19 protein-coding genes and 1 tRNA gene are annotated in these 19,586 nt (G+C 39.3%); 3 read left to right on the top strand and 17 right to left on the bottom strand.

From position 1 onward, the window contains the following. The first annotated feature begins 7 nt into the window (after positions 1–7). Positions 8–544, top strand: a complete 537-nt coding sequence (locus IC572_RS00180) for a NanQ anomerase/TabA/YiaL family protein (protein ID WP_187854658.1) — start codon at positions 8–10, stop codon at positions 542–544. Continuing rightward, entirely contained in the window at positions 541–1,038 is a 498-nt protein-coding gene (locus tag IC572_RS00175; RefSeq protein ID WP_000780289.1) for a DUF2147 domain-containing protein, read from the top strand. Before IC572_RS00180 ends, IC572_RS00175 begins: the two co-directional genes overlap by 4 nt. Positions 1,039–1,058: 20 nt before the next feature. Here IC572_RS00175 and fur read toward each other — a convergent pair whose 3' ends face one another. The 4 genes from fur to IC572_RS00155 form a co-directional block, all read right to left on the bottom strand. After that, positions 1,059–1,511, bottom strand: coding sequence for a ferric iron uptake transcriptional regulator (fur, locus tag IC572_RS00170; RefSeq protein ID WP_000824996.1), 453 nt, complete (start codon positions 1,509–1,511; stop codon positions 1,059–1,061). Positions 1,512–1,670: 159 nt separating this feature from the next. Next, positions 1,671–2,846 carry a replication-associated recombination protein A gene (locus IC572_RS00165; protein WP_187854657.1) on the bottom strand — a complete coding sequence of 392 codons (1,176 nt, stop codon included), beginning with the start codon at positions 2,844–2,846 and terminating at the stop codon, positions 1,671–1,673. Further along, complete coding sequence (locus tag IC572_RS00160) at positions 2,843–3,214, bottom strand: heat shock protein transcriptional repressor HspR (protein WP_000332993.1); 372 nt, start codon at positions 3,212–3,214, stop codon at positions 2,843–2,845. Before IC572_RS00160 ends, IC572_RS00165 begins: the two co-directional genes overlap by 4 nt. A gap of 9 nt (positions 3,215–3,223) precedes the next feature. Beyond that, on the bottom strand, positions 3,224–4,090 hold the full coding sequence (locus tag IC572_RS00155; protein ID WP_187854656.1) for a DnaJ C-terminal domain-containing protein: 867 nt from the start codon (positions 4,088–4,090) through the stop codon (positions 3,224–3,226). A gap of 167 nt (positions 4,091–4,257) precedes the next feature. Here IC572_RS00155 and IC572_RS00150 point away from each other — a divergent pair, with 167 nt between their 5' ends. Continuing rightward, entirely contained in the window at positions 4,258–5,508 is a 1,251-nt protein-coding gene (locus IC572_RS00150; RefSeq protein WP_187854655.1) for a hypothetical protein, read from the top strand. Between the two features lie 94 nt (positions 5,509–5,602). Here IC572_RS00150 and IC572_RS00145 read toward each other — a convergent pair whose 3' ends face one another. From IC572_RS00145 to IC572_RS00085, 13 genes are all read right to left on the bottom strand, one after another. Then, positions 5,603–6,469, bottom strand: coding sequence for a 5'-3' exonuclease (locus tag IC572_RS00145; protein ID WP_187854778.1), 867 nt, complete (start codon positions 6,467–6,469; stop codon positions 5,603–5,605). A 223-nt stretch (positions 6,470–6,692) separates the two neighbouring features. Further along, positions 6,693–7,589: an OriC activity response regulator gene (locus tag IC572_RS00140; protein ID WP_187843295.1), complete on the bottom strand. Its 897-nt coding sequence runs from the start codon at positions 7,587–7,589 to the stop codon at positions 6,693–6,695. A 21-nt stretch (positions 7,590–7,610) separates the two neighbouring features. Next, entirely contained in the window at positions 7,611–8,831 is a 1,221-nt protein-coding gene (locus tag IC572_RS00135) for a bifunctional 2-C-methyl-D-erythritol 4-phosphate cytidylyltransferase/2-C-methyl-D-erythritol 2,4-cyclodiphosphate synthase (protein WP_187854654.1), read from the bottom strand. Between the two features lie 21 nt (positions 8,832–8,852). Next, the gene (locus tag IC572_RS00130) at positions 8,853–10,283 is read right to left on the bottom strand and encodes a Do family serine endopeptidase (protein WP_187854653.1); all 1,431 of its coding nucleotides are present in this window, start codon (positions 10,281–10,283) and stop codon (positions 8,853–8,855) included. Between the two features lie 44 nt (positions 10,284–10,327). Beyond that, positions 10,328–11,770, bottom strand: coding sequence for an amino acid permease (locus tag IC572_RS00125; RefSeq protein WP_187854652.1), 1,443 nt, complete (start codon positions 11,768–11,770; stop codon positions 10,328–10,330). Positions 11,771–12,062: 292 nt separating this feature from the next. Beyond that, positions 12,063–12,602 (bottom strand): CDP-diacylglycerol--glycerol-3-phosphate 3-phosphatidyltransferase, encoded by a 540-nt coding sequence (gene pgsA / locus IC572_RS00120; protein WP_187854651.1) that lies wholly within the window; start codon positions 12,600–12,602, stop codon positions 12,063–12,065. Next, positions 12,599–13,210, bottom strand: coding sequence for a hypothetical protein (locus tag IC572_RS00115; RefSeq protein WP_187854650.1), 612 nt, complete (start codon positions 13,208–13,210; stop codon positions 12,599–12,601). The genes pgsA and IC572_RS00115 overlap by 4 nt, the downstream gene beginning before the upstream one ends. Positions 13,211–13,219: 9 nt before the next feature. Then, positions 13,220–14,008, bottom strand: a complete 789-nt coding sequence (locus IC572_RS00110; RefSeq protein ID WP_108255955.1) for an enoyl-ACP reductase — start codon at positions 14,006–14,008, stop codon at positions 13,220–13,222. Continuing rightward, complete coding sequence (gene dapA / locus IC572_RS00105; protein ID WP_097708492.1) at positions 14,005–14,907, bottom strand: 4-hydroxy-tetrahydrodipicolinate synthase; 903 nt, start codon at positions 14,905–14,907, stop codon at positions 14,005–14,007. Before dapA ends, IC572_RS00110 begins: the two co-directional genes overlap by 4 nt. A gap of 14 nt (positions 14,908–14,921) precedes the next feature. After that, a complete protein-coding gene (pqqE, locus tag IC572_RS00100; RefSeq protein WP_187854649.1) occupies positions 14,922–16,256 on the bottom strand; it encodes a zinc protease PqqE in 1,335 nt (444 codons plus the stop codon). Beyond that, positions 16,253–17,308 (bottom strand): quinone-dependent dihydroorotate dehydrogenase, encoded by a 1,056-nt coding sequence (locus tag IC572_RS00095; protein ID WP_187854648.1) that lies wholly within the window; start codon positions 17,306–17,308, stop codon positions 16,253–16,255. Before IC572_RS00095 ends, pqqE begins: the two co-directional genes overlap by 4 nt. Before the next feature lie 36 nt (positions 17,309–17,344). Continuing rightward, a complete protein-coding gene (locus tag IC572_RS00090; RefSeq protein ID WP_187854647.1) occupies positions 17,345–19,372 on the bottom strand; it encodes an RNA degradosome polyphosphate kinase in 2,028 nt (675 codons plus the stop codon). Positions 19,373–19,466: 94 nt separating this feature from the next. Then, positions 19,467–19,544: transfer RNA gene (locus IC572_RS00085), tRNA-Pro, on the bottom strand. Positions 19,545–19,586 lie beyond the last annotated feature (42 nt).

Raw genomic sequence — 19,586 nt, 5'->3', positions numbered from 1 at the left:
AAGGAATATGGCTATTTTTGGGGAATTAAGCTCGCTTGGGCATTTGTTTAAAAAAACGCAAGCGTTAGAAATTTTGCATGCGTATTTAAAAGAGGTCATGCAAAAGGGTAGTAAAGCGAATCAAAGGGTTTTAAACCTTGCTGCTAATACAGAATTTCAAGCGCCTTTAGGGCATGGCATCTTTAGCATAGAGCAGAGTTATTGTTTAGAGCATGCCAAAGAAAGCGAGAAAGGCTTTTTTGAAAGCCACAAAAAATATGTGGATTTCCAGCTGATTGTCAAAGGCGTTGAGGGGGCTAAAGTGGTGGGTATCAATCAAGCCACCATTAAAACCCCTTATGATGAAAAAAGAGACTTGATCGTTTATGAGCCGGTTCAAGAAGCTTCTTTTTTGCGTTTAGATGCGGGCATGCTGGCTATTTTTTTTGAAAGCGATGCACATGCGTTGAGGTTCTATGGAGAGTCTTTTGAAAAATATAGGGAAGAGCCGATTTTTAAAGCGGTCGTTAAAATGCCTAAAGGATTGATCAAATTAAAATTATGAAATTGGTGAGTCTTGTTATAGTTTTTTGTTGTTTTTTAGGGGCTGTAGAGTTGCCTGGAATTTATCAAACTCAAGAATTTTTATACATGAAAAGCTCTTTTGTGGAGTTTTTTGAGCATAATGGGAAGTTCTATGCTTATGGTATTTCTGATGTGGATGGCTCTAAAGCCAGAAAAGACAAACTCAATCCTAACCCAAAGCTAAGGAATCGCAGCGATAAAGGCGTGGTGTTTTTAAGCGATTTGATTAAGGTTGGAAAACGATCTTATAAAGGCGGTAAAGCGTATAATTTTTATGACGGCAAGACCTACTACGTAAGGGTTACTCAAAATTCAAACGGGGATTTAGAATTCACTTCAAGCTATGATAAATGGGGGTATGTGGGCAAGACTTTCACTTGGAAACGCTTGAGCGATGAAGAAATCAAAAATCTAAAACTCAAGCGTTTTAACCTGGATGAAGTCCTTAAAACCATTAAAGATAGCCCTATTTAAGCTAGCTTTTTTAAAATCTCTTAACATTCACTCTCTTGGCATTCTTTACACCACACAAACATTTTCATGTCATGGCTGATCAGCTTGGCTTGATATTTTTTAACGACTTCATTCTGGCGGTTTTCAATTTCAGGGTCTGCAAATTCAATGATCTTGCCGCAATGCAAACAAATGATGTGATCATGGTGTTCTTTAGCCGCAATTTCATAGCGCCGACCGCTTTTTGAAGTCTCTAAAACACAGATAAAATTTTCTTTTTCTAAGAAATTCAAAATGCGATAGACTGAAGAAATGCTGGTGTTTTTGTCCTTTTGGCGGATAGAATGCGTGATTTCTTCAGGGCTTAGGTGTGTGCCGCTGCGATACAAAACGCTCACCACTTCTTCTCTTTGTTTTGAATTTTTGAGTCCGTTTTTTTTGATAGACATCCTCAAGCGCTCTAAAATGGATTCCAAAGTTTCTAATCTTTTCATGCTGATATTTCCCTTATCCGTAAAATGATTTTTATAACTAGAATATTATTATACAATAATAATGCGATGAAACATAGATAAAACTCATTATTATTTTAATTTAATCAAAAAATATTGATTTTTTATTACCATTGTCGCATTTTAATGTAACTTATAAGATCAATTTCTTATTTTATCAAGCCATTCTAAAAGGGTTTTTTCAAACCCTATGCCTTGAGAAGAAACCAAATTGAGGGGTTTTTCTAAATAATCTTGTTTGACATAGCCGTTATAATCATGCGGGTAAAGATAGTCTTTAGCATTAGGCAGCAGGTGTTTAGGAATAGGGTAGAGTAAGCCTTTTTGAACGCAATCTAAGGCCTGATTGATCGCTCTATAAGCCGTGTTAGACTTGGGCGAACAAGCCAGATAAATCACGCACTGGCTTAAAATAATGCGCGCTTCAGGGTAGCCGATTTGTTTGACTGAAAACAAGCAAGAAGAGGCTAAATTAAGGGCGTTTGGGTTAGCGTTACCAATATCTTCGCTCGCAAAAATCACCAGCCTTCTGGCGATAAATTCCGGGTTTTCCCCGCCAGCAATCAGGCGCGCCAGATAGTAGATGGAAGCGTTTTCATCGCTCCCTCTTAAAGACTTGATTAACGCGCTAGTGAGGTTATAATGCGTATCATCGCTATAAGATCCGTCATTTAGGCTATGAGGCCGTAAGGATTTGAGCGTTTCTAAAGTGATAGGATCTTCTACTTTAGCGCTCAAATCTAAAAGGTTTAATAACGCTCTAGCATCGCCAGCGCTGTTGTTTAAAAGATAGGTTTTAGCACTAGGCTCTATTTGTTTTTTGAGCAATGTTAAAGCTTTAGCGCAAAGCTTGTCTAAATCGCTCTTTTTTAGGGGGGTTAATTCAAAAGTAAAACTTCTTGATCGGATCGCATGGCTTAGGCTGTAATTAGGATCTTGCGTGCTAGCCCCTAAGATTAAAGCGTGATCTTTTTCCATAATGGGGAGTAAAAATTCTTGTTGGGTTTTATTCAATCTGTGGGTTTCATCAATAAAAACAACGGGTTTTAAAAGGGTGTTTTGGTAATTTTTAAGCTTAAGGCGTAAATCCTCTAATTTGAAATCCGTCGCATTAAATGAAAGAATGGGGCGCTCTAGGGAGCGAGCGATGATTTGAGCCAGGCTTGTTTTACCCACGCCAGGAGGGCCATAGAAAAAGGCATGGGGGAAGTGTTTGGATTGTAGGGCTTTAAATAAGGGGGCGTCTTTCCCTATTAAATGCTCTTGGCCTAAAAAATCTTCTAGGCTTTTTGGGTTTAAAAGCGAAGTCAGGCTCATTTTTTAAATAAAATCAATTCGTAAAAATTCGTAGGGGTGTTTAAATTTTTCGTTGGGGTTTTGTTGTTTTTAGAGTGTTTGTGCAGAGCGTCTTGCAATTCTTTATTGAGGTTGTCTAATTCATCAAGCTTTTCTTTTAAACGCAAGATAATATCCACGCCCGCAAGATTAACCCCCATATCCCTTGTAAGGCGTAAAATCGTTTTGATTTTGTCCATGTCTCGTTGGGAATACAAGCGCATTTTCCCATCAGTCCTGCTAGGCTCTATCAAACCCTCTTTTTCATACTGGCGCAAGGTTTGAGGGTGCACGCCTAAGATTTTAGCCACGACGCTTATCAAATAAAGCGGTTCATCATAATCGCACACGATTCCTCCTTACAATTCTTTTTCTAATAACGCTTTTAACTCATCAGAAAGCGTTTCCGTTTTAGGCAAAATCAAACGAGCTTGCAAATACAAATCCCCCACATGCGAAGTTTTTCTGTTTTTGATCCCTTTTTCTTTGATGCGGAATTTTTGCATCGCTTTGGTGTTAGGGGGAATGGTTAGGGTTAAGGTTTTATGCCAAGTAGCGATTTCAATTTTCCCTCCAAAAAGAGCCGTCTTTAAGGGTAAATCAAAGATTTGGGTAATATCATCTTTCTCGCGCCTGTAAATTTCATCTTCTTCAATATGGATCTCTAAGAGCAAATCGCCCCTAGTCGTTCGCCCCATTTTCCCTTTGTTGCGAACCCTGATTTTTTCGCCCTCTTCCACGCCGATAGGGATTTTAAGGCTAAAAGTCTCATTATTGACGCTCACTTGTTTTTTATTGCCTAAAAGGGTGTCTAAAACAGAGACATTTAAAGTGGCGGTCAAATCTAAATTTTCAGGGGCGAAATTGGAAAAATTAAAGCCAGAAAAGCCTTGCGAGTTTTGAGAAAATCTTTGCGAAAAGCCCCCCCTCCCAAAAATAGAGCTTAAAATATCGTCTAAATCTTCACTAGTTCTGCGGCTTCTGGCAAAATCGCTGAAATTCTGCCCCCCAAACATGTTGTCGCCAAATTGATCGTATTGGCGGCGTTTTTCTTCGTCGCTTAAAATTTCATAAGCGGCGTTGATTTCTTTGAATTTTTCTTCGGCCTCTTTGGTTTTATTCAAATCCGGGTGGTATTGTCGGGCTAAACGGCGGTAGGATTTTTTGATTTCATCTTGGCTGGCGTTTTCGCTCACGTTTAAAGTTTGGTATAAACTCTTACTCATGGATCACCTTTAAAATAGTTTTATTAGAATACTATCATAAATCTTTAGTGTTAGTCAATCAAGTTTATTGATAATGTTTAGTGGTCATTGAGATTTTAAACCCGTTTCAGCGCAATTAAAAGGAATTTTCATTAAAATATTAAGTTTAAATCCACGATGAGTTTTTAATGCAGTATAAGAAAAATAAGAAAAGATATTATTATTTAGCGTTAGGGATCCTTTTTTTAAATGGTCTGTCTTTAAAAGCTTTAGAAATCGCCGTCAAACCTTTTGGCTATCTGGGGCTATTGTATAATCAAGGGGCGCAAAAAAACCCTCACAGCTATGTGGGGGCTTTAGCGCGTCTTGGGGTGGATTTTTCTTATAGCAATGGGTGGTCCTTTGGTATTGGAGCGATTGGGGCTTGGAATATTTATAACAAACAGCGTTTGGCTAACCTTTACATCAGTCTGGGGAATTTTTTTGGTAACCCTAACAATATTAAACCTTATTTGAGCGCTGGCGATGTTTCTGATGCGTATCTCCAATACGCTAACCAGCGTTTTAAAATCGCTTTAGGGCGTTTCAATACCGATTTTGTGGATTTTGATTGGATAGGGGGCAATATTCAAGGGATCTCTGTGGCTTTTAAGCAAAATTCCATGCGTTATTTTGGGATTTTTATGGATAGCATGCTTTATAACGGGCATCAGATCAATAAAGAGCAAGGGAATCGGATCGCTACTTCCCTAAACGCTCTAGCGTCTTATGATCCCGTGTCTAAACGCTTGTATGTGGGGGGGGAAGTGTTTGTTTTGGGCGCAGAATATAGGCATGAAAATCTTAAAGTGGTGCCTTTTATTTTAACGGACACCCGCTTGCCTTTGCCCACCCAAAATGTTTTAGTGCAAGTGGGGGGTAAGTTGGAGTATGACGCTTCTTTAGCTAAGGGTTTCACTTCGCGCACTCTAGTGCATGGCATGTATCAATACGGCAACACTGATGCGGCTACAAGCACTAAAAGTGCTGGCTTGTTTTTGATCGATCAAACTTTTAAATACAAAATTTTTAATTTTGGAACGGGTTTTTATATCGTTCCGGCAAGAAACAATAAGGGCTATCTATGGACTTTTAATGACAGGACTAAATTCTATGGCCGTGGGATCAACGCGCCCGGTGTGCCAGCGATTTATTTTGCTAATTCTAGCATTTCAGGCTATGTTTTTTTAGGGCTTAAGACTAAAAGGGTGCGTTTAGACGCGATGGTGGCTTTTGGGGATTATCAAGAATATTCTTTAATGAGCAGCTTTAGGGTTTGGACTTATAGGAGTTTGTCTTTTGATATGGGTGGGGGGTATGTGTATGCTTACAATTCTAAAGCCACGAGAAAAAGTCTTGGAAATAGTTCTTTTGTCTTTTTTGGGAAGTTTTTGTTTTAAAAAATACCATTTCTACAATCAATAGTGAAGAGTTTGCAATAAAGTAAGCGATAATTTCTTTTTTAAAAAATCAATATTAAAAGAAGTTTTTGTTTCAAGAAATTCTTTTAAAATCAGGTCTTTGGGGTTTTTTAGGGAAAAAGGTTTTTTTAAACTCAGGCTCCCATAGTTTGATCACGCCATGGTGGGTCATCTGGTGCATATTGACTAAACGCATGTTTAAAAGAGCCTTTTCTTTAGCTTCGCTGTCGCTCAAATCTTCTTTAATTTTGAACGCTTGAATGATTTGCTCCCACAATTCATGCTCTTTAGCGTCTTCGTTTAAAAAATCTTTATAGTTGAAGCCGCCAATCCCCCTAACCCCTTTAATATTATCCCCCTTATCCCCCACAACGCACTGATAATAAGCAAAAAAATGAGCCTCTTTTTGACTCACATTAAAAAAAGCGTTGGTTTTCAAGTTGAAATGAGAGTCTCTGTTGGAATACAAAATATCCTTATCCATGCTGGCTATCACATAATTGTTGGGGTCTTTCTTTTTGTAAAAAGAGATAATATCATCGGCTTCATATTCAAAACAATGTTCGCCCTGGATTCTAGCCCCTTTTTTTAGGGGGTATTTTTCCACCAAAGCGATTTTGAGAGCTTTTAAAAGGGATCTAAAACCTTCATCAAATTGGTGGCGTTTTTGTTTGTAATGATCGCACAGCTGGTAGCGGAAACTCTCTCTGCCCCTAGTGATAAAAAAAAGCGTTTTAGAGCAACGGGTTTTGCGCATGATAGATAAAATCTGAGTGGTAAGGAAAATAACGCCCACTTCTTGCAAGCTGTAAGCGGCGAATCTTTTGGGGAGCGTTTTATTAGAGAGCAAACGCCTAACAATATTAGGGATAACGCAATCAATGTCTAGTAAAAGGGTTTTTGAATGCGTGGATCTTGTTTTGCTAAACGCCTGTCTAATGGTTAATCCTTAAGTTGAATTTCTCTTTTCAAAAGTTAAACTATTATAGTAAATATATAGCAAATAATAAGTTATTTTAATAATAATTAACTCTATTCTCATTCAATACGCTAAATTTTAAGAGATCACCGCTTGTTTTAGCTCTTTTGATTGCAAAAACGCTTTTGGCATTCTTGCATTTTATGATCAACGCCCCAAGAAAACAGGGCTTAAGGATTTTCTGTTATTTGCGTGGCAAATTATATTTCCGGCGTTTTTCCCAAAGGCTTTTGCGGCTAATGCCAAGCTTGTTAGCCAATTCTGTATCGGTGCAAGTGGAAGAAAAATGCCTAATGGCTTCTTTTTCATACTCTTGAATGGAAAGGAAAGTCGTGTTATCGCTAAACAAAGATAGGGGTTTATTTCCGCATTCAATGCTCACAATTTTAGGAAATTCTAGGGGTTCTTTATGGGTGTAAGACAACACAATAGGGCATGAACGGGCCAATTCTAGCAATTTCAATTGCTCGTCTTTTTTAAGCTCTTCTAAATGCATGATGTAAAAAGGGCGTTCTAATTTGTCTTTATTCTTGTATAGATCTTTCCAAGTGGTGTCTTTTAAGGAGAAAAAAGAAAAATCCATTTGCCTTTCTTTAGCGTATTGCAATAAATAAGCGTTCGCAAGCTCTTGAGAGGGTGTGTGGATGATAAAAGGCGGCCGGTAAGAAAAATCTCTAGGCAAGGGCAATTCCGCATGGATAAAGTCCAAGTAATTTTCATAAAATCCCAAGCGAGCGGTCATTTCTTGGTAGGCTTTGTGGTATTGGATCTTACGCAACAATTCATCCATTTTAAAAGGTTTTAGAATATAATCTCTCGCTCCCGCTTGAATGGGTTTATTCACGCCATCTTCATTGACATGCGAAGCCATCATGATAATGATTTGCTTGGAATTATAACGCACAAAATGTTCGCAACGCCCTTGAGTGCAAACTTTAGAAGAAACCAAAATCACATCATAAGGCTCTTTATTTTCTTCTGAAATGCTAGAGATGATCTCGCAAAAATGCCCTAAATCATGCAAATTATGAGAGATACTCCTAGCTAGCGCTAAATCGTCTTCAATGATTAAGATTTTCATCCATTCTTCCTTTTATCGCGTTTAAAGTTTTTGTTTATAACGCATGCTCGCATGCGCTTGGACTAACAGCCCTTCTTGTTGGCCAATGAACCCCATTTTTTCCATTGTAGTGGCTTTCAAGCTGATTTGAGATTTTTCTAAACCCAAAAGTTGGCTCAAATTCTCTAAAATCGCCGGTTTGTAAGGAGTGATTTTAGGGATTTCGCTAAAGATGGTCGCCCCCATTTCAAGCAATTCAAACCCAATGCTTTGAGAAAAATCCAACACGATTTTTAAAAGCTCTTTAGAGGAGGCGTTTTTGTATTTGGGGTCATTATCAGGGAACCATTCGCCAATATCCCCCCCTTTAATCGCTCCTAAAATCGCATCAATAACCGCATGCAACAAAGCATCGCCATCGCTATGAGCCTTTAACCCAAACCCGCAATCCAAAACAACCCCCCCTAAAACCATAGGCTTATTTTTAACAAACGCATGCGTATCAAAGCCCATGCCTATAAAAGTGTCTTTTGCTGGGTTGAAAAAGAACGCGAAATGTTTCAAATCGCCGCTTGTGGTGAGCTTGTGCAAATCCTTACTGCCTTCAATATAGCTCACACGATTAGGGAAAGCTTGTAAAATCGCGCTGCTTTCATCTTTAAAATCCCCTTGATTTAGGGCTGATTGGAGCGCTTTGGTGTGGCTTAATTGCGGGGTTTGAATGAGTTTGATCGCTTCTCTATCTAAAGCCTCGTTATAATAGATCGCTGTGTCATAGCAAGGCAAGTAAGGAGCGATGCAATAATGATTCGTGTTTTGAAGGGTTACAAACAAATTTTTAAGTGCTTCCATATTCGCTAAACCCCTAGCCACATCGCTGGTGAGCGTGTAAGCGCTATCAATTACTTTTAAAGCGTTACGCACGGATTCCTGCCTTGATGCCCCGCCTTTTACAAGCTTGATTTCAGGGTAATGGCGTTTGATATAGGTATAGTCTAGCTCATTCACGACTAAAATGATTTCTTTAAAGTCTAGGGCTTCTTTAAAGCTTTCATAAACGCTGAGCCATAAGGGGGTATGATTAGAGCGCAACCATTGTTTTTTGATGGTTTGAGAAAAACGCTTAGATTCCCCAGCGGCCAATAAAACAACGCTCGTTTGTTTAACAAGAATCTCTAGCGTTTCTTTAGTTTCAAAAGGGTCTTCTTCTAAACTTTCTAAAGAGAGTTTAAAAGCTTCCCCATTCACTCTAATCAAAGACATGCGACTAACAACCCACCCCTATCATTTCACCAAAATAATCCTATAACCTTGATTCAAGTCTAAAACTAAGAATCGTTTGGGTTTGCCTTTATACTTTTCTAAAGCATGGTTAAAATCCGCAACGCTTTTCACTTCAATCTCTTCAATTTTTGTGATGATGTTGCCTTGTCTGAAGCCGGCTTGCTCTGCTGGGGAATTTTCATTCACTTGAGAGACTAAAACCCCTTGAACATCATCGCTCAAACGCATAGACCTTTTGGTTTTTTGGGTTAAATCTTCTACTTGAATCCCGTTCAACTGGCCTTGCGCACCGTTTTGAGCAGAAATGGTTTCTTTTTTGTTAGGGTTTTTCCTTTCAGCTAGAGTGAGGGTGAAAGTGCGTTCTTTTTTGTCTCTAATGACTTTTAAGGTTACTCTTTGATTGGGTAGCATGGAGCCGATTAGATTTCTTAACTCGTTCGTGTTTTTAACCTTTTTGCCATTGACTTCGGTGATCAAATCCCACACCAAAATCCCTGCTTTTTTAGCCGGAGAGTCTTTTTCTACGCTAATGACCACCGCTCCTTCTTTATTGTCATAAGAATTTTGCAAATCGCCGCTCAAATCTTGCAAGCCCACGCCTAAGTAACCTCTTTCAATCTTACCGGTTTTGATGAGCTGGGTTACAATATCTTTAACCATGTTAGAAGGGATGGCAAAGCCAATGCCGTGGTTGCCCCCGGTTTTAGAAATGATAGCGGTATTGATCCCCACTAACCCTCCACGGCTGTCAATTAAAGCGCCGCCGGAATTTCCAGGATTAATGGAAGCGTCTGTTTGAATGAAATTTTCATAGCTGTTGATTCCGATCCCGCTTTTATTGAGCGCTGAAACAATGCCTTGCGTAACGCTTTCGCCCACGCCAAAAGGGTTACCGATCGCAAAAACCAAATCGCCCACTAAAATATCATTAGAATCAGAGAATTTGATCGTGGGTAGGTTGTCTTTAGTGATGCGAATCACCGCTAAATCGCTTTCAGAATCGGTGCCTACTAAAGTGGCAGAATATTCTTTATTGCTCCCTGGAATGGTAACTTTAATCTTATCCGCGCCATCAATCACATGGTTATTCGTAACGATATAGCCATCTTTAGAAATGATGACGCCACTGCCTAAAGCCCTTTCCATTCTTTCTTTAGGGATCATGCCGCCCAAATCCCCAAAAAATTGTTGGAAAAAGGGGTCATTAAACACACCGCCACCTATAAAATTGTTTTTAATCTTTTTTTCAGTGGAGATATTCACCACCGCTTTAATAGAGTCCTTAATGGAATCGTGGTAAGAATAGATCGTATCGTCTTTAGAGGGGACGCTTATTCGCTCTTTCACTTTGGGCATGTTTTGGATTTGGATATTGCCCGCATTCAAGCTTAACGCTAAAGCCAAAGAGATAAAAAGGGTTTTTTTCATCATGGTTACTTCCTTAAAATGTGCTAAATTTCAAAATTAAAAAAAGATTATATCAAATCTTTTTTGTTATTTTCATTAGCTTTTTGTGTAAAATAGTATCCAATGTAACACACAACAGCAAAAACAATCGTTAAAATCATCCCAATGCGTTGATCCTTATCCATAGCCGAACCGATTACACCGATGGCACACCCAGTGATCCCTATGAGTTGCAAAAAGGGTAGAAAGGGGGCTTTATAAGGCAAATCCTCTAAAGAATGCCCGGCTTTTAAGTATTGCTTGCGGAAAGAATATTGCGAAACGGACACGCTAACCCACACAATAATCACCGTGAAACTGATCACATTAATCAAAGCTTCCACGACATTTTCTTTCGCATAAATTTGGACTAAAAGCCCTATGAGAGAAAAAGAAAGGGAAAAAAGCATCGCATAAGTGGGCGTGCCTTGTCGGTTGAGTTGGGAAAAAACCTTAAAAAACATCTTTTGTTTGGACAGCCCATAAATCATGCGGCTCGCTCCATAAAGCCCTGAATTAGCGGTAGAAAACATCGCCGTAATGATAACAGCGTTCATTATATCAGCCACATAAGGGATACCCATGCCAATAAAGGGCAAGTTGATGCGTTCTAAAACGCTCACAAAAGGGCTTTGCGTGATAGAAGAATCATTCATGGGTAAAAAAACAGAAATGACAAACACAGAGCCTAAAAAGAAAAAGACAATCCGCCACAAGGTCGCTTTAATCGCTTTGGGCATCACTTCGCTAGCGTTTTTAGTCTCGCCTACAGCCACCCCAATCACCTCTGTGCCAGTGAAAGCAAAAATGACAGCGAGCATCGCGCTAAAAACCGCTGCACTCCCATTAGGGAAAAACCCCTTATCGCCAAAATGGAAGTTATCAAAAATAGAACTAAACCCATGCAAATAGATTTGATAAATGATCCCAATTACGCCAATGCCTATAAAAGCGATCACCGCTAAAACTTTAATCAGGCTAAAGAAAAACTCGCCCTCGGCAAAAATTTTAACCGAAAAAAAGTTCAATAAAAAAACTAACGCAATGCATAAAATAACCCAATAATGGATAGGAATATTTACAAACCAGCGTTGCATGAGCATGCCTATAGCGATGTATTCTAACGCCACCGTGATCACCCAGCCAAGCCAATACATCCAAAAAACCATATAGCCCGTGCCAGGGCCTATGAATTTAGCCGCATAATCCCCAAAACTGCCCGTAGTGGGATAAACGCTAGCCAATTCGCCTAAAGAGAGCATGATGCAATAAACCACAAGCCCTCCAAAACCATAAGCGATCAAGGTCCCTAAAGGGCCAGCGTTCGCAATATTACCTCCAGTGCCTACAAAAAGCCCTGTGCCGATCGCTCCTCCAAATGCAATCATTAAGAGATGGCGCATTTTCATGTCTCTTTTAAGCTCGCCTTGTTTTTGCGTGGTATTTTGATGCGTTATCTTTTGATTGTCCATGCGACACCTCCTTAGATTGAAAATAAAAATAGCTTGAATTATAACAAAAATAAAATAAAATGATTTTTTTTAATTGAATATTGAAAATAAAATTTTAAACAAACGAAAGAATGCTAAAGTTAATGTTTATCAATATTTGATGAGAGCGGATTTTTAAGGTATTTTTTAAAGAACGCTAAAAACTTCTTTTAAAACATTAAGATTTATAATATTAGTTAATGTTTATCAATATTTGATGAGAGCGGATTTTTAAGGTATTTTTTAAAGAACGCTAAAAACTTCTTTTAAAACATTAAGATTTATAATATTTAATCGTGTAATCTATCCCCGAATAAAGGGTTAAAAAAACCGCTATGGCCACAAGCACATAAGAGTAAGTTAAATTGGCTAATAAAGCGCTAATCGCCACGACTTGAGAAACGGTTTTATACTTGCCTAACGCATTGACAGGAATATCCTTTTTTTCATTAGCGGCTAAAACCCTAAGCCCTGAAATAAAAAATTCACGCCCTAAAATCACAAACGGGATCCACGCATTCACACGATCCAAATAAACTAGCCCTAAAAACGCGCTCAAAATAAGGATTTTATCCGCTAAAGGGTCAAAGATTTCCCCAAAGCGCGATTTGGCTTTATAGCTTCTGGCGATATAGCCGTCCAATAAATCCGTGAGCGCAGCAAACAAAAAAACCAATGAAGAGATCATGTTGGTGTGAAAGGGGGTTAAAAAACTAAAATAAGTGCGCGTGTTTAACAATAAAAACAATAAAAACAAGGATAAGACAATGCGTAAAATCGTCAAAAAATTAGGCAGGAGTTTTAAAACTTTCATGCTTTCAAAAAGACTTGTGAAAAATTCAAAAACGCGCGCCCCAAAAAGCCAAGCGCCACACACATTAAAATCACAGCGATCGTTAAAAAAATGATAACTAACGCTTGCGCTAAAACCCCTAAAAGAGCCAACATGAAACTAAAAAGCAACAACCTAAACCCGCTTAAAAAAAATCTTTCTTGCGTGTAAAGGCTCAATTCTCTATAGAGTTTGTGCAAATAAAAAATAGAAACACCATTACCGATTAGCGAAAGAGCGTTACTAGCGTTAGGGACAAAATAGCTTAAAAGAGCGCATAAAATCACCGCCAAAAAACTGAAAGCGAAATTTTCAAAAAAACTCAGATGGCGTGTGATTTTAGAAAGCCTGTAAAAACCAATCGCTCCGGCAATGAACCCAAGCGCGCACAAAAAAAGAGACAATAACAACACGATATAAGCCAATTGATTATTGAAGAGGTTAGAAATTTGAAACGATTTTGCCCCGCTTGAAACAAGAAAAAGCACCAACAAAATAGCCCCACACAAAGGGGCGAAAAAATAGCCCAACAAACATTTTTTAATGAATTGCAACTCTTTGTTTTGGTGGATATGGATAATGTTTTTCAAAAAAAATCTTTATTTAAAAGTGGTCCCACCATCCACAACGATCGTTTGCCCTGTAAGCCAACCGCTTTGGGTTTCATCGCATAAAAAATAAGCCGCTCCGGCTAGATCGTTAGGATTGCCCATGCGTTTCAGGGGCGATTGCTCTTCTACTTTTTCTTTAATCTCCACATAATCAGGGAAGGCTTTCAAAGCGTCCGTATCAATAGGCCCACCACTAACCGCATTCACTCTAATGTTAAATTCGCCTAAATCCACAGCAGCGTATTTGACTATGGTTTCTACGGCGTTTTTAGAATTGCCATGTCCGGCGTAATTAGGCATATAGACCAAATTCCCGGTAGAGCTTAAGCTCACGATCGCCCCGCCACCTATTTTTTGCATGCGTTTTGCCGCCTCTTGAGCCCCCACCACAAACGCTAACACGGTGGCTGTGTAAATGTTGTTTAACCCCTTAGGTTTTAATCGCATAAACGGTGCAAATCCCCCCACGACAGAACGCCCATAAATAATAGCGTTAGAAATAAAAAAATCCACTCTGTCAAAATCAGCGTCAATTTGCTTGAAAAGCTCTGTGTATTGCTCAGGCTCTAAAACATTGAGAGGGTAGGCTTTGGCTTTAATGGAATACTTTTGCTCCACATCTTCTATGATTTTGTTGGCTTCTTCAACATTTTTATTGTAAGTGAAAGCGATATTCACGCCGCTTTGAGCGAAGCGATACAATATCGCCTTGCCAATCCCTCTCGTCGCGCCGCTGATCACTAGGGTTTTATTTTTCATGTGATTGGAATGATTCATGCAATTACCTCATATTGTTGTAAAGTTTTTTCTAAAAGTTGAATCGTTTCTTTGCTTGGGGCCACTAAAGGCAGTCTGTAACTTGGGTTTTCAATCAACCCGGCTAAATGCATGGCCATTTTAATAGGGATAGGGTTTGTTTCCACAAAAAGGGCTTGATGCAAATCAAAAAGCTTATTTTGGATTTCTAGGGCTTGTTGGTATTCAAGTTTGAGCGCACAATTGACCATTTGTGAAATCAAATTAGGCATTAAATTACCGGTCACTGAAATCACGCCACACCCCCCTGAAAACATGATAGAGTGGTTGAGCGAATCTTCCCCGCTAAAAATTTTAAAATCTTTTTCATAATAATGCAATTCTGTTACTCTTTTCAAAGAGCCAGACGCTTCTTTAATGGCTTTAATGTTAGGGACTTCTCTAAAGAGTTTGAGGGCGGTTGGGACTTCAATAGACACGCCCGTGCGGCTTGGCACATCATAAAGCATGACAGGGATTTCTACCGATTGAGCGATAGTTTTATAATGTTCAAACAAGCCTTGTTGGGTGGGGCGGTTATAATAGGGGCTTACGCATAAAATCGCATCCGCACCGATTTTTTGGGCGAACTTTGCTAAAGAAAGGGACTCGCTCGTGGCGTTACTGCCCACGCCGGCTAACACTTTCATGCGCGAATTGGAAGGCGTTTTAGTGCTTTTGCAAGTCTCTATGGCGATTTCAATGCAACGCATGTGCTCTTTATGGGTGAGCGTGGCGGATTCTCCTGTCGTGCCAACAGGCACGCATGCGTCCATGCCCTGAAAAATTTGGCGCTTGATCAAGGATTCATAAGCGGCCTCATCAACGCTCAAATCTTTTTTAAAAGGCGTAATTAACGCGCTAGATGAATGAAATTGCATGTTATAAGGCTCTTTTAAGGTTTCAAAAACACGGTGGTTGATTGGGTGTCTTTAAAATATTCATTAGCCACACGCACCAAATCGCTCACTTTTAAATCCAAAAATTGTCGCTGATAATCCGTCAAGCCTTGAATATCGTTTTGCACTAAATAGTCCGCAAAAAGCCCCGCCACATCGCTAGAACTTTCTAAGTTAGAAATAAAGTCAGCTTTTTGATTGATTTTGAGCTTGTCTAATTCCGCTTGAGTGATTTCGCCTTTTTTAAGCTTTTCTAAAAGCGCTACGATCTCTTTTTGTAAGGCTTCGGCTTTGACATTAGGATTACCCCCCGCAATGAATAAAAACACGCTTTCATCTTGTAATTGCATGTTGTGCGAGAAAGCTTGAGAAGCCAGGCGTTTTTTATCCACCAATTCGCTTTGTAACCATGAGCTTTTACCTTCGCCTAAAAGCCTACTCAAAGCGTCTAAAGCGACTTGATCTTTATGCTTGAAAGCAGGCACTTTATACCCTAACGCTACCCATTCTAAATGGACCCCATCTTTATGCACGACTGCTGTTCTTGCTCCATCTTGTTTAGGCTCTTTCATGTAAGGGGTGGGGATAGCTTTTTCATCAAGGTTTTTTAAGGATTCAAAATGCTTTTTACTCAATTCAAAAACCTTTTGGGAATTGACATCGCCCACCACTAAAATAATAGCGTTTTTAGGCTGATAATAGAGCGAATGGAATTTTTTAATGTCTTTTAAAGTCCAGTTTTGAATATCGTCCATAAAACCAATGGGCGTCCAATGGTAGGGGTGATAGACATAAGCGGTGTTAAAAAAGCGGAAATAAAGCATGCCGATAGGGGAATTATCGGTGCGCCATCGCCTTTCTTCAGCGACCACTTGACGCTCAGGCAAAAACTCATCTTCTTTTAAATTCAAAGAACCCATGGTTTCAGCGAACAATTCTAAAGACTTATCCAAGTTGGCTTCACTGGTTTTAATGAAATAGCGCGTGATGTCAAAGCTCGTAGAAGCGTTACTCACGCCCCCAAAACGCTTAACGATCTTATCAAATTCACCGGCTTTAAGGTTTTTGGTGCTTTTAAAATTCAAATGCTCTAACATGTGAGCGATCCCGCTTTTGCCCATGACTTCGTTTCTAGAGCCGACTTTATAAAGCACATCCACTTCTATAACCCCAGTTTTATTTTCTAAGGGGACGCTTACGACTTGCAACCCATTTTTTAAGGTAACGCTCTCATGTTTGGGTAAGTAAGATTGTGCGTGCATGCTCGCTCCTAAAGTGACTAACAAGACAGAACTAAGCCTCAAAAGTCTTTTAACAGAAAAATATCTCATCTTAAATCCGCTCCTATAGCCTCTTTAACGCTCAAAAATCCATCTTTTTGGAGTAATTTTACCAAATCTTTAAGAATATTTTGGCATAAATTTGGCCCGTTGTAAATAAAAGCGCTATAAATTTGTAACAGACTCGCTCCCATTTTAATCCTTTCATAAGCTTCTTTCGCATCGCTAATCCCCCCCACAGAAACAAGAACGCTTTTATTAAAAAAGGCTTTAGCCAATTCTTTAAAGATTTCACGGCTTTTTTTAGTCAAGCATTTCCCGCTCAAGCCCCCCATTTCTTTAGGAGCGAACACTAGGCTTTTATCAATGGTCGTATTAGTCGCAATAATCCCATGTGCTCCCGCTCCAATAGCGCTATTGACGATTTCTAGCATGTCATCTGTTTCTAAATCCGGGGCGATTTTTAAAAATAAAGGCTTAGGAGTCATTTCTTTAGCCATGCAAAAAAGCTCATGCACAAACGCCTTGTTTTGTAAATCCCTTAAATTAGGGGTGTTGGGCGAAGAAAGGTTGAAAGTGTAATAATCGCCAATGTTTAAACATTGATTTAAAACCGCCTTGTAATCTTCTAGGGCATGCGCTTGCTCTATGTGTTTGTTTTTGCCTAAATTGATGCCAATAGGGGTTTTATAAGGGGCGAAGCGCTTAAACGATCTCACTCCTAAAATCGCCCCGTAATTATTAAACCCCATCGCATTTTGCAAGGACTCTTCTTCAATGTGCCTGAAAAGCCTTGGTCTTTCATTCCCGCTTTGCGCAGTATTAGTCAATGTGCCTGCTTCCAAATAGCCAAACCCAAAAGCAATTAACGCTCTGAGCATGGAAGCGTTTTTATCAAAGCCGGCGGCCAAGCCTAAGGGATTAGGGAAATGCAAGCCTAAAATTTCATTTTCAAGCTTTGGGTTTTGATAACCCCATTGAGAATCAATCAAATTGCACAAAAAGGGCGATGAAGAAAGCATTCTTAAAATCTTGCAAACTTTTTCGTGCGCGTCTTCAGCGTCCAAGCTAAAAAGATATTTTTTTAATAACGAATAAAGCATTTAAATCCTTATCTTTTATGATTTGAACGATAACCTTTAAAAGGTTTTAAGGGCTTGTTTTTCAAAATAATCCTGCGAATTTAAAGGATCGTTAGGGTTTGAAACTTTAGTGTAACGGCCTTTAGAATTTAACTCGTAGCGTTTTAAGGTGTCTTTTAATTGGATTTCTAAAATATGCAACAATTTATGAGCGATCTTGGGGTTTGTGGCGGGAACAAGCAATTCCACGCGCCTTTCTAAATTCCTGGGCATTAAATCCGCGCTAGAAAAATAAATATTTTCATGTTTAAAATAATAAATGCGTGCATGTTCTAAATATTTCCCCACGATAGAATGCACCCTGATATTTTCGCTCAAGCCCTTGACTTGGGGCTTTAAACAGCAAATCCCTCTAATAATGAGATCGATTTTAACCCCTTTTTGAGAGGCTTGATAGAGCCATTCAATGATTTCGCTATCCACTAGGGCGTTGGCTTTTAAAATGATATAGCCTTCTTGTTTGTGATTCATTTCATTTTGAATGAGTTCAATGATTTTAGGCTTGATCTGTTTGGGCGCCATAAAAAGCGTTTCTAATGCGCTATTAGTTGCGCTGCTCGTAAGCAAGGAATGGAAAAGCTTGATAATGTCGTTAGCGATTTCATTTTTAGCGCTAAAAAAACTCACATCGGTATAGATTTTAGCGCTCAAAGGGTTGTAATTGCCCGTGCTTAAATGGGTGAAATGGCGTAATTGGTTGTCTGTTTTTTTGGTGATTACTAGCATTTTAGCATGCACTTTGAGTTTGAAAACGCCATAAACGACTAACGCACCTGCCCTTTCTAAAGCTTTTGCCCAATGCAGATTGCTTTCTTCATCAAAGCGCGCTTTTAATTCCACTAAAACGCTCACTTGAATCTTGCTCGCCGCTTCAATCAAGGCTTTGACAATGGGGGAATGCTTGCCCACACGATAAAGCGTCATTTTGATAGAAAGGGTGGTCGGATCGCTAGCGGCTTGCTCTATTAAATCGATCACAGGCTCAAAACTTTCATAAGGGTGAAACAGCAACAGATCCTGTTTTTCTATGGATTTGAAAAGATCGTTTTCATTGAAATGAGGGTGGATTTTGGGCGTGAAATTGGGCGATTTGAGCGCTTTAAAATCGCTATGATTGACTAATTCCCACAAATCCCCTAAATTGAGCATGATCGCGCTTTTATAGATATGCATGCCGGTGAGTTTGTGCTTTTTGTAAGAGTGGGTTTGAAAGCTCCTTAAAGACGCTAAAAGGGTTTTTAAAAGCTCTTGACTCCCTTTTTGGGTTTGCAAGCGCACGATTTCGCCTTGATTTCTTTTCCTTAAACTCTTACTCATCAAATCCGCATAATCATGCGCTTCGTCTTCAGTGATGGCAATGTCCGCATCGCAAGTTACCCTAAACGCCATGCAATCTAAAATCTCATGCTCTAAAAACAATTCTTCTAAATGCGCTTCTACGATTTCTTCAGCCAACACAAACAAGCCTTTTTCTAACTCCACAAAACGGAAGATAAAAGAGGGGAGTTTGATGAGCGCATAGGAGGTAATTTGGGTTTCTTTGTCTTTGATGTGGGCAAAAAGCGCGAAAGTCAGATTCGCTAAAGGCGGGAAAGTGTGCGAAGAGTCCAACTTAAAAGGCAAAACTAACGCATAAAGCTGCTCTTTAAAATAGGTTTTAGCCTTAGCTTTTTGCTCTAAATTCAATTCATTATAGGGGGTGATACAAAGCCCTTTTTTAAAGAGTAGGGCTTGGATTTTTTGGAACTCCAACTCCCTTTCTTCAATTTCATGCGCTAAATAATGCTTGATTTTTTCTAATTGTTCTTCAGGGCTTGCGCCATCAATGCCTTTAGAGGCGATTTTATGCTCATAGAGTTGTTTAAGCCCGGCCACTCTTATCATGTAAAATTCGTCTAAATTCGTGTCATAAATGGCTAAAAATTTCAAGCGCTCTAATAAAGGCAGGCTCTCATCTTTGGCTTCGTTTAAAACCCTTGTGTTAAAAGCTAACCATGAAAGCTCTCGGTTAAAGAAACGATTCAATAGAAATCCTTTCAATCATCATGTTTAAAAATTGATTTTGTTTAGTGTGATTATATAATGAATTGATAATCATTGAAGCTTTTTTAAAAAGTCATGGTCGGAGTAGCGGGATTCAAACCCACGACCTCACCCACCCCAAGGGTGCGCGCTAATCAGGCTGCGCCATACTCCGCAATCAAAAAGGGAGATTGTAGCGCGAGTTTGCTTAGTTGTT

Origin of the sequence: Helicobacter pylori (genome assembly GCF_014496485.1) — a bacterium.
In the GTDB taxonomy this organism is placed as follows: Bacteria; Campylobacterota; Campylobacteria; order Campylobacterales; family Helicobacteraceae; genus Helicobacter; species Helicobacter pylori_DD.
The sequence above is the reverse complement of the archived record's forward strand: the minus strand, read 5'-3'. Positions and strand labels throughout refer to the sequence as shown.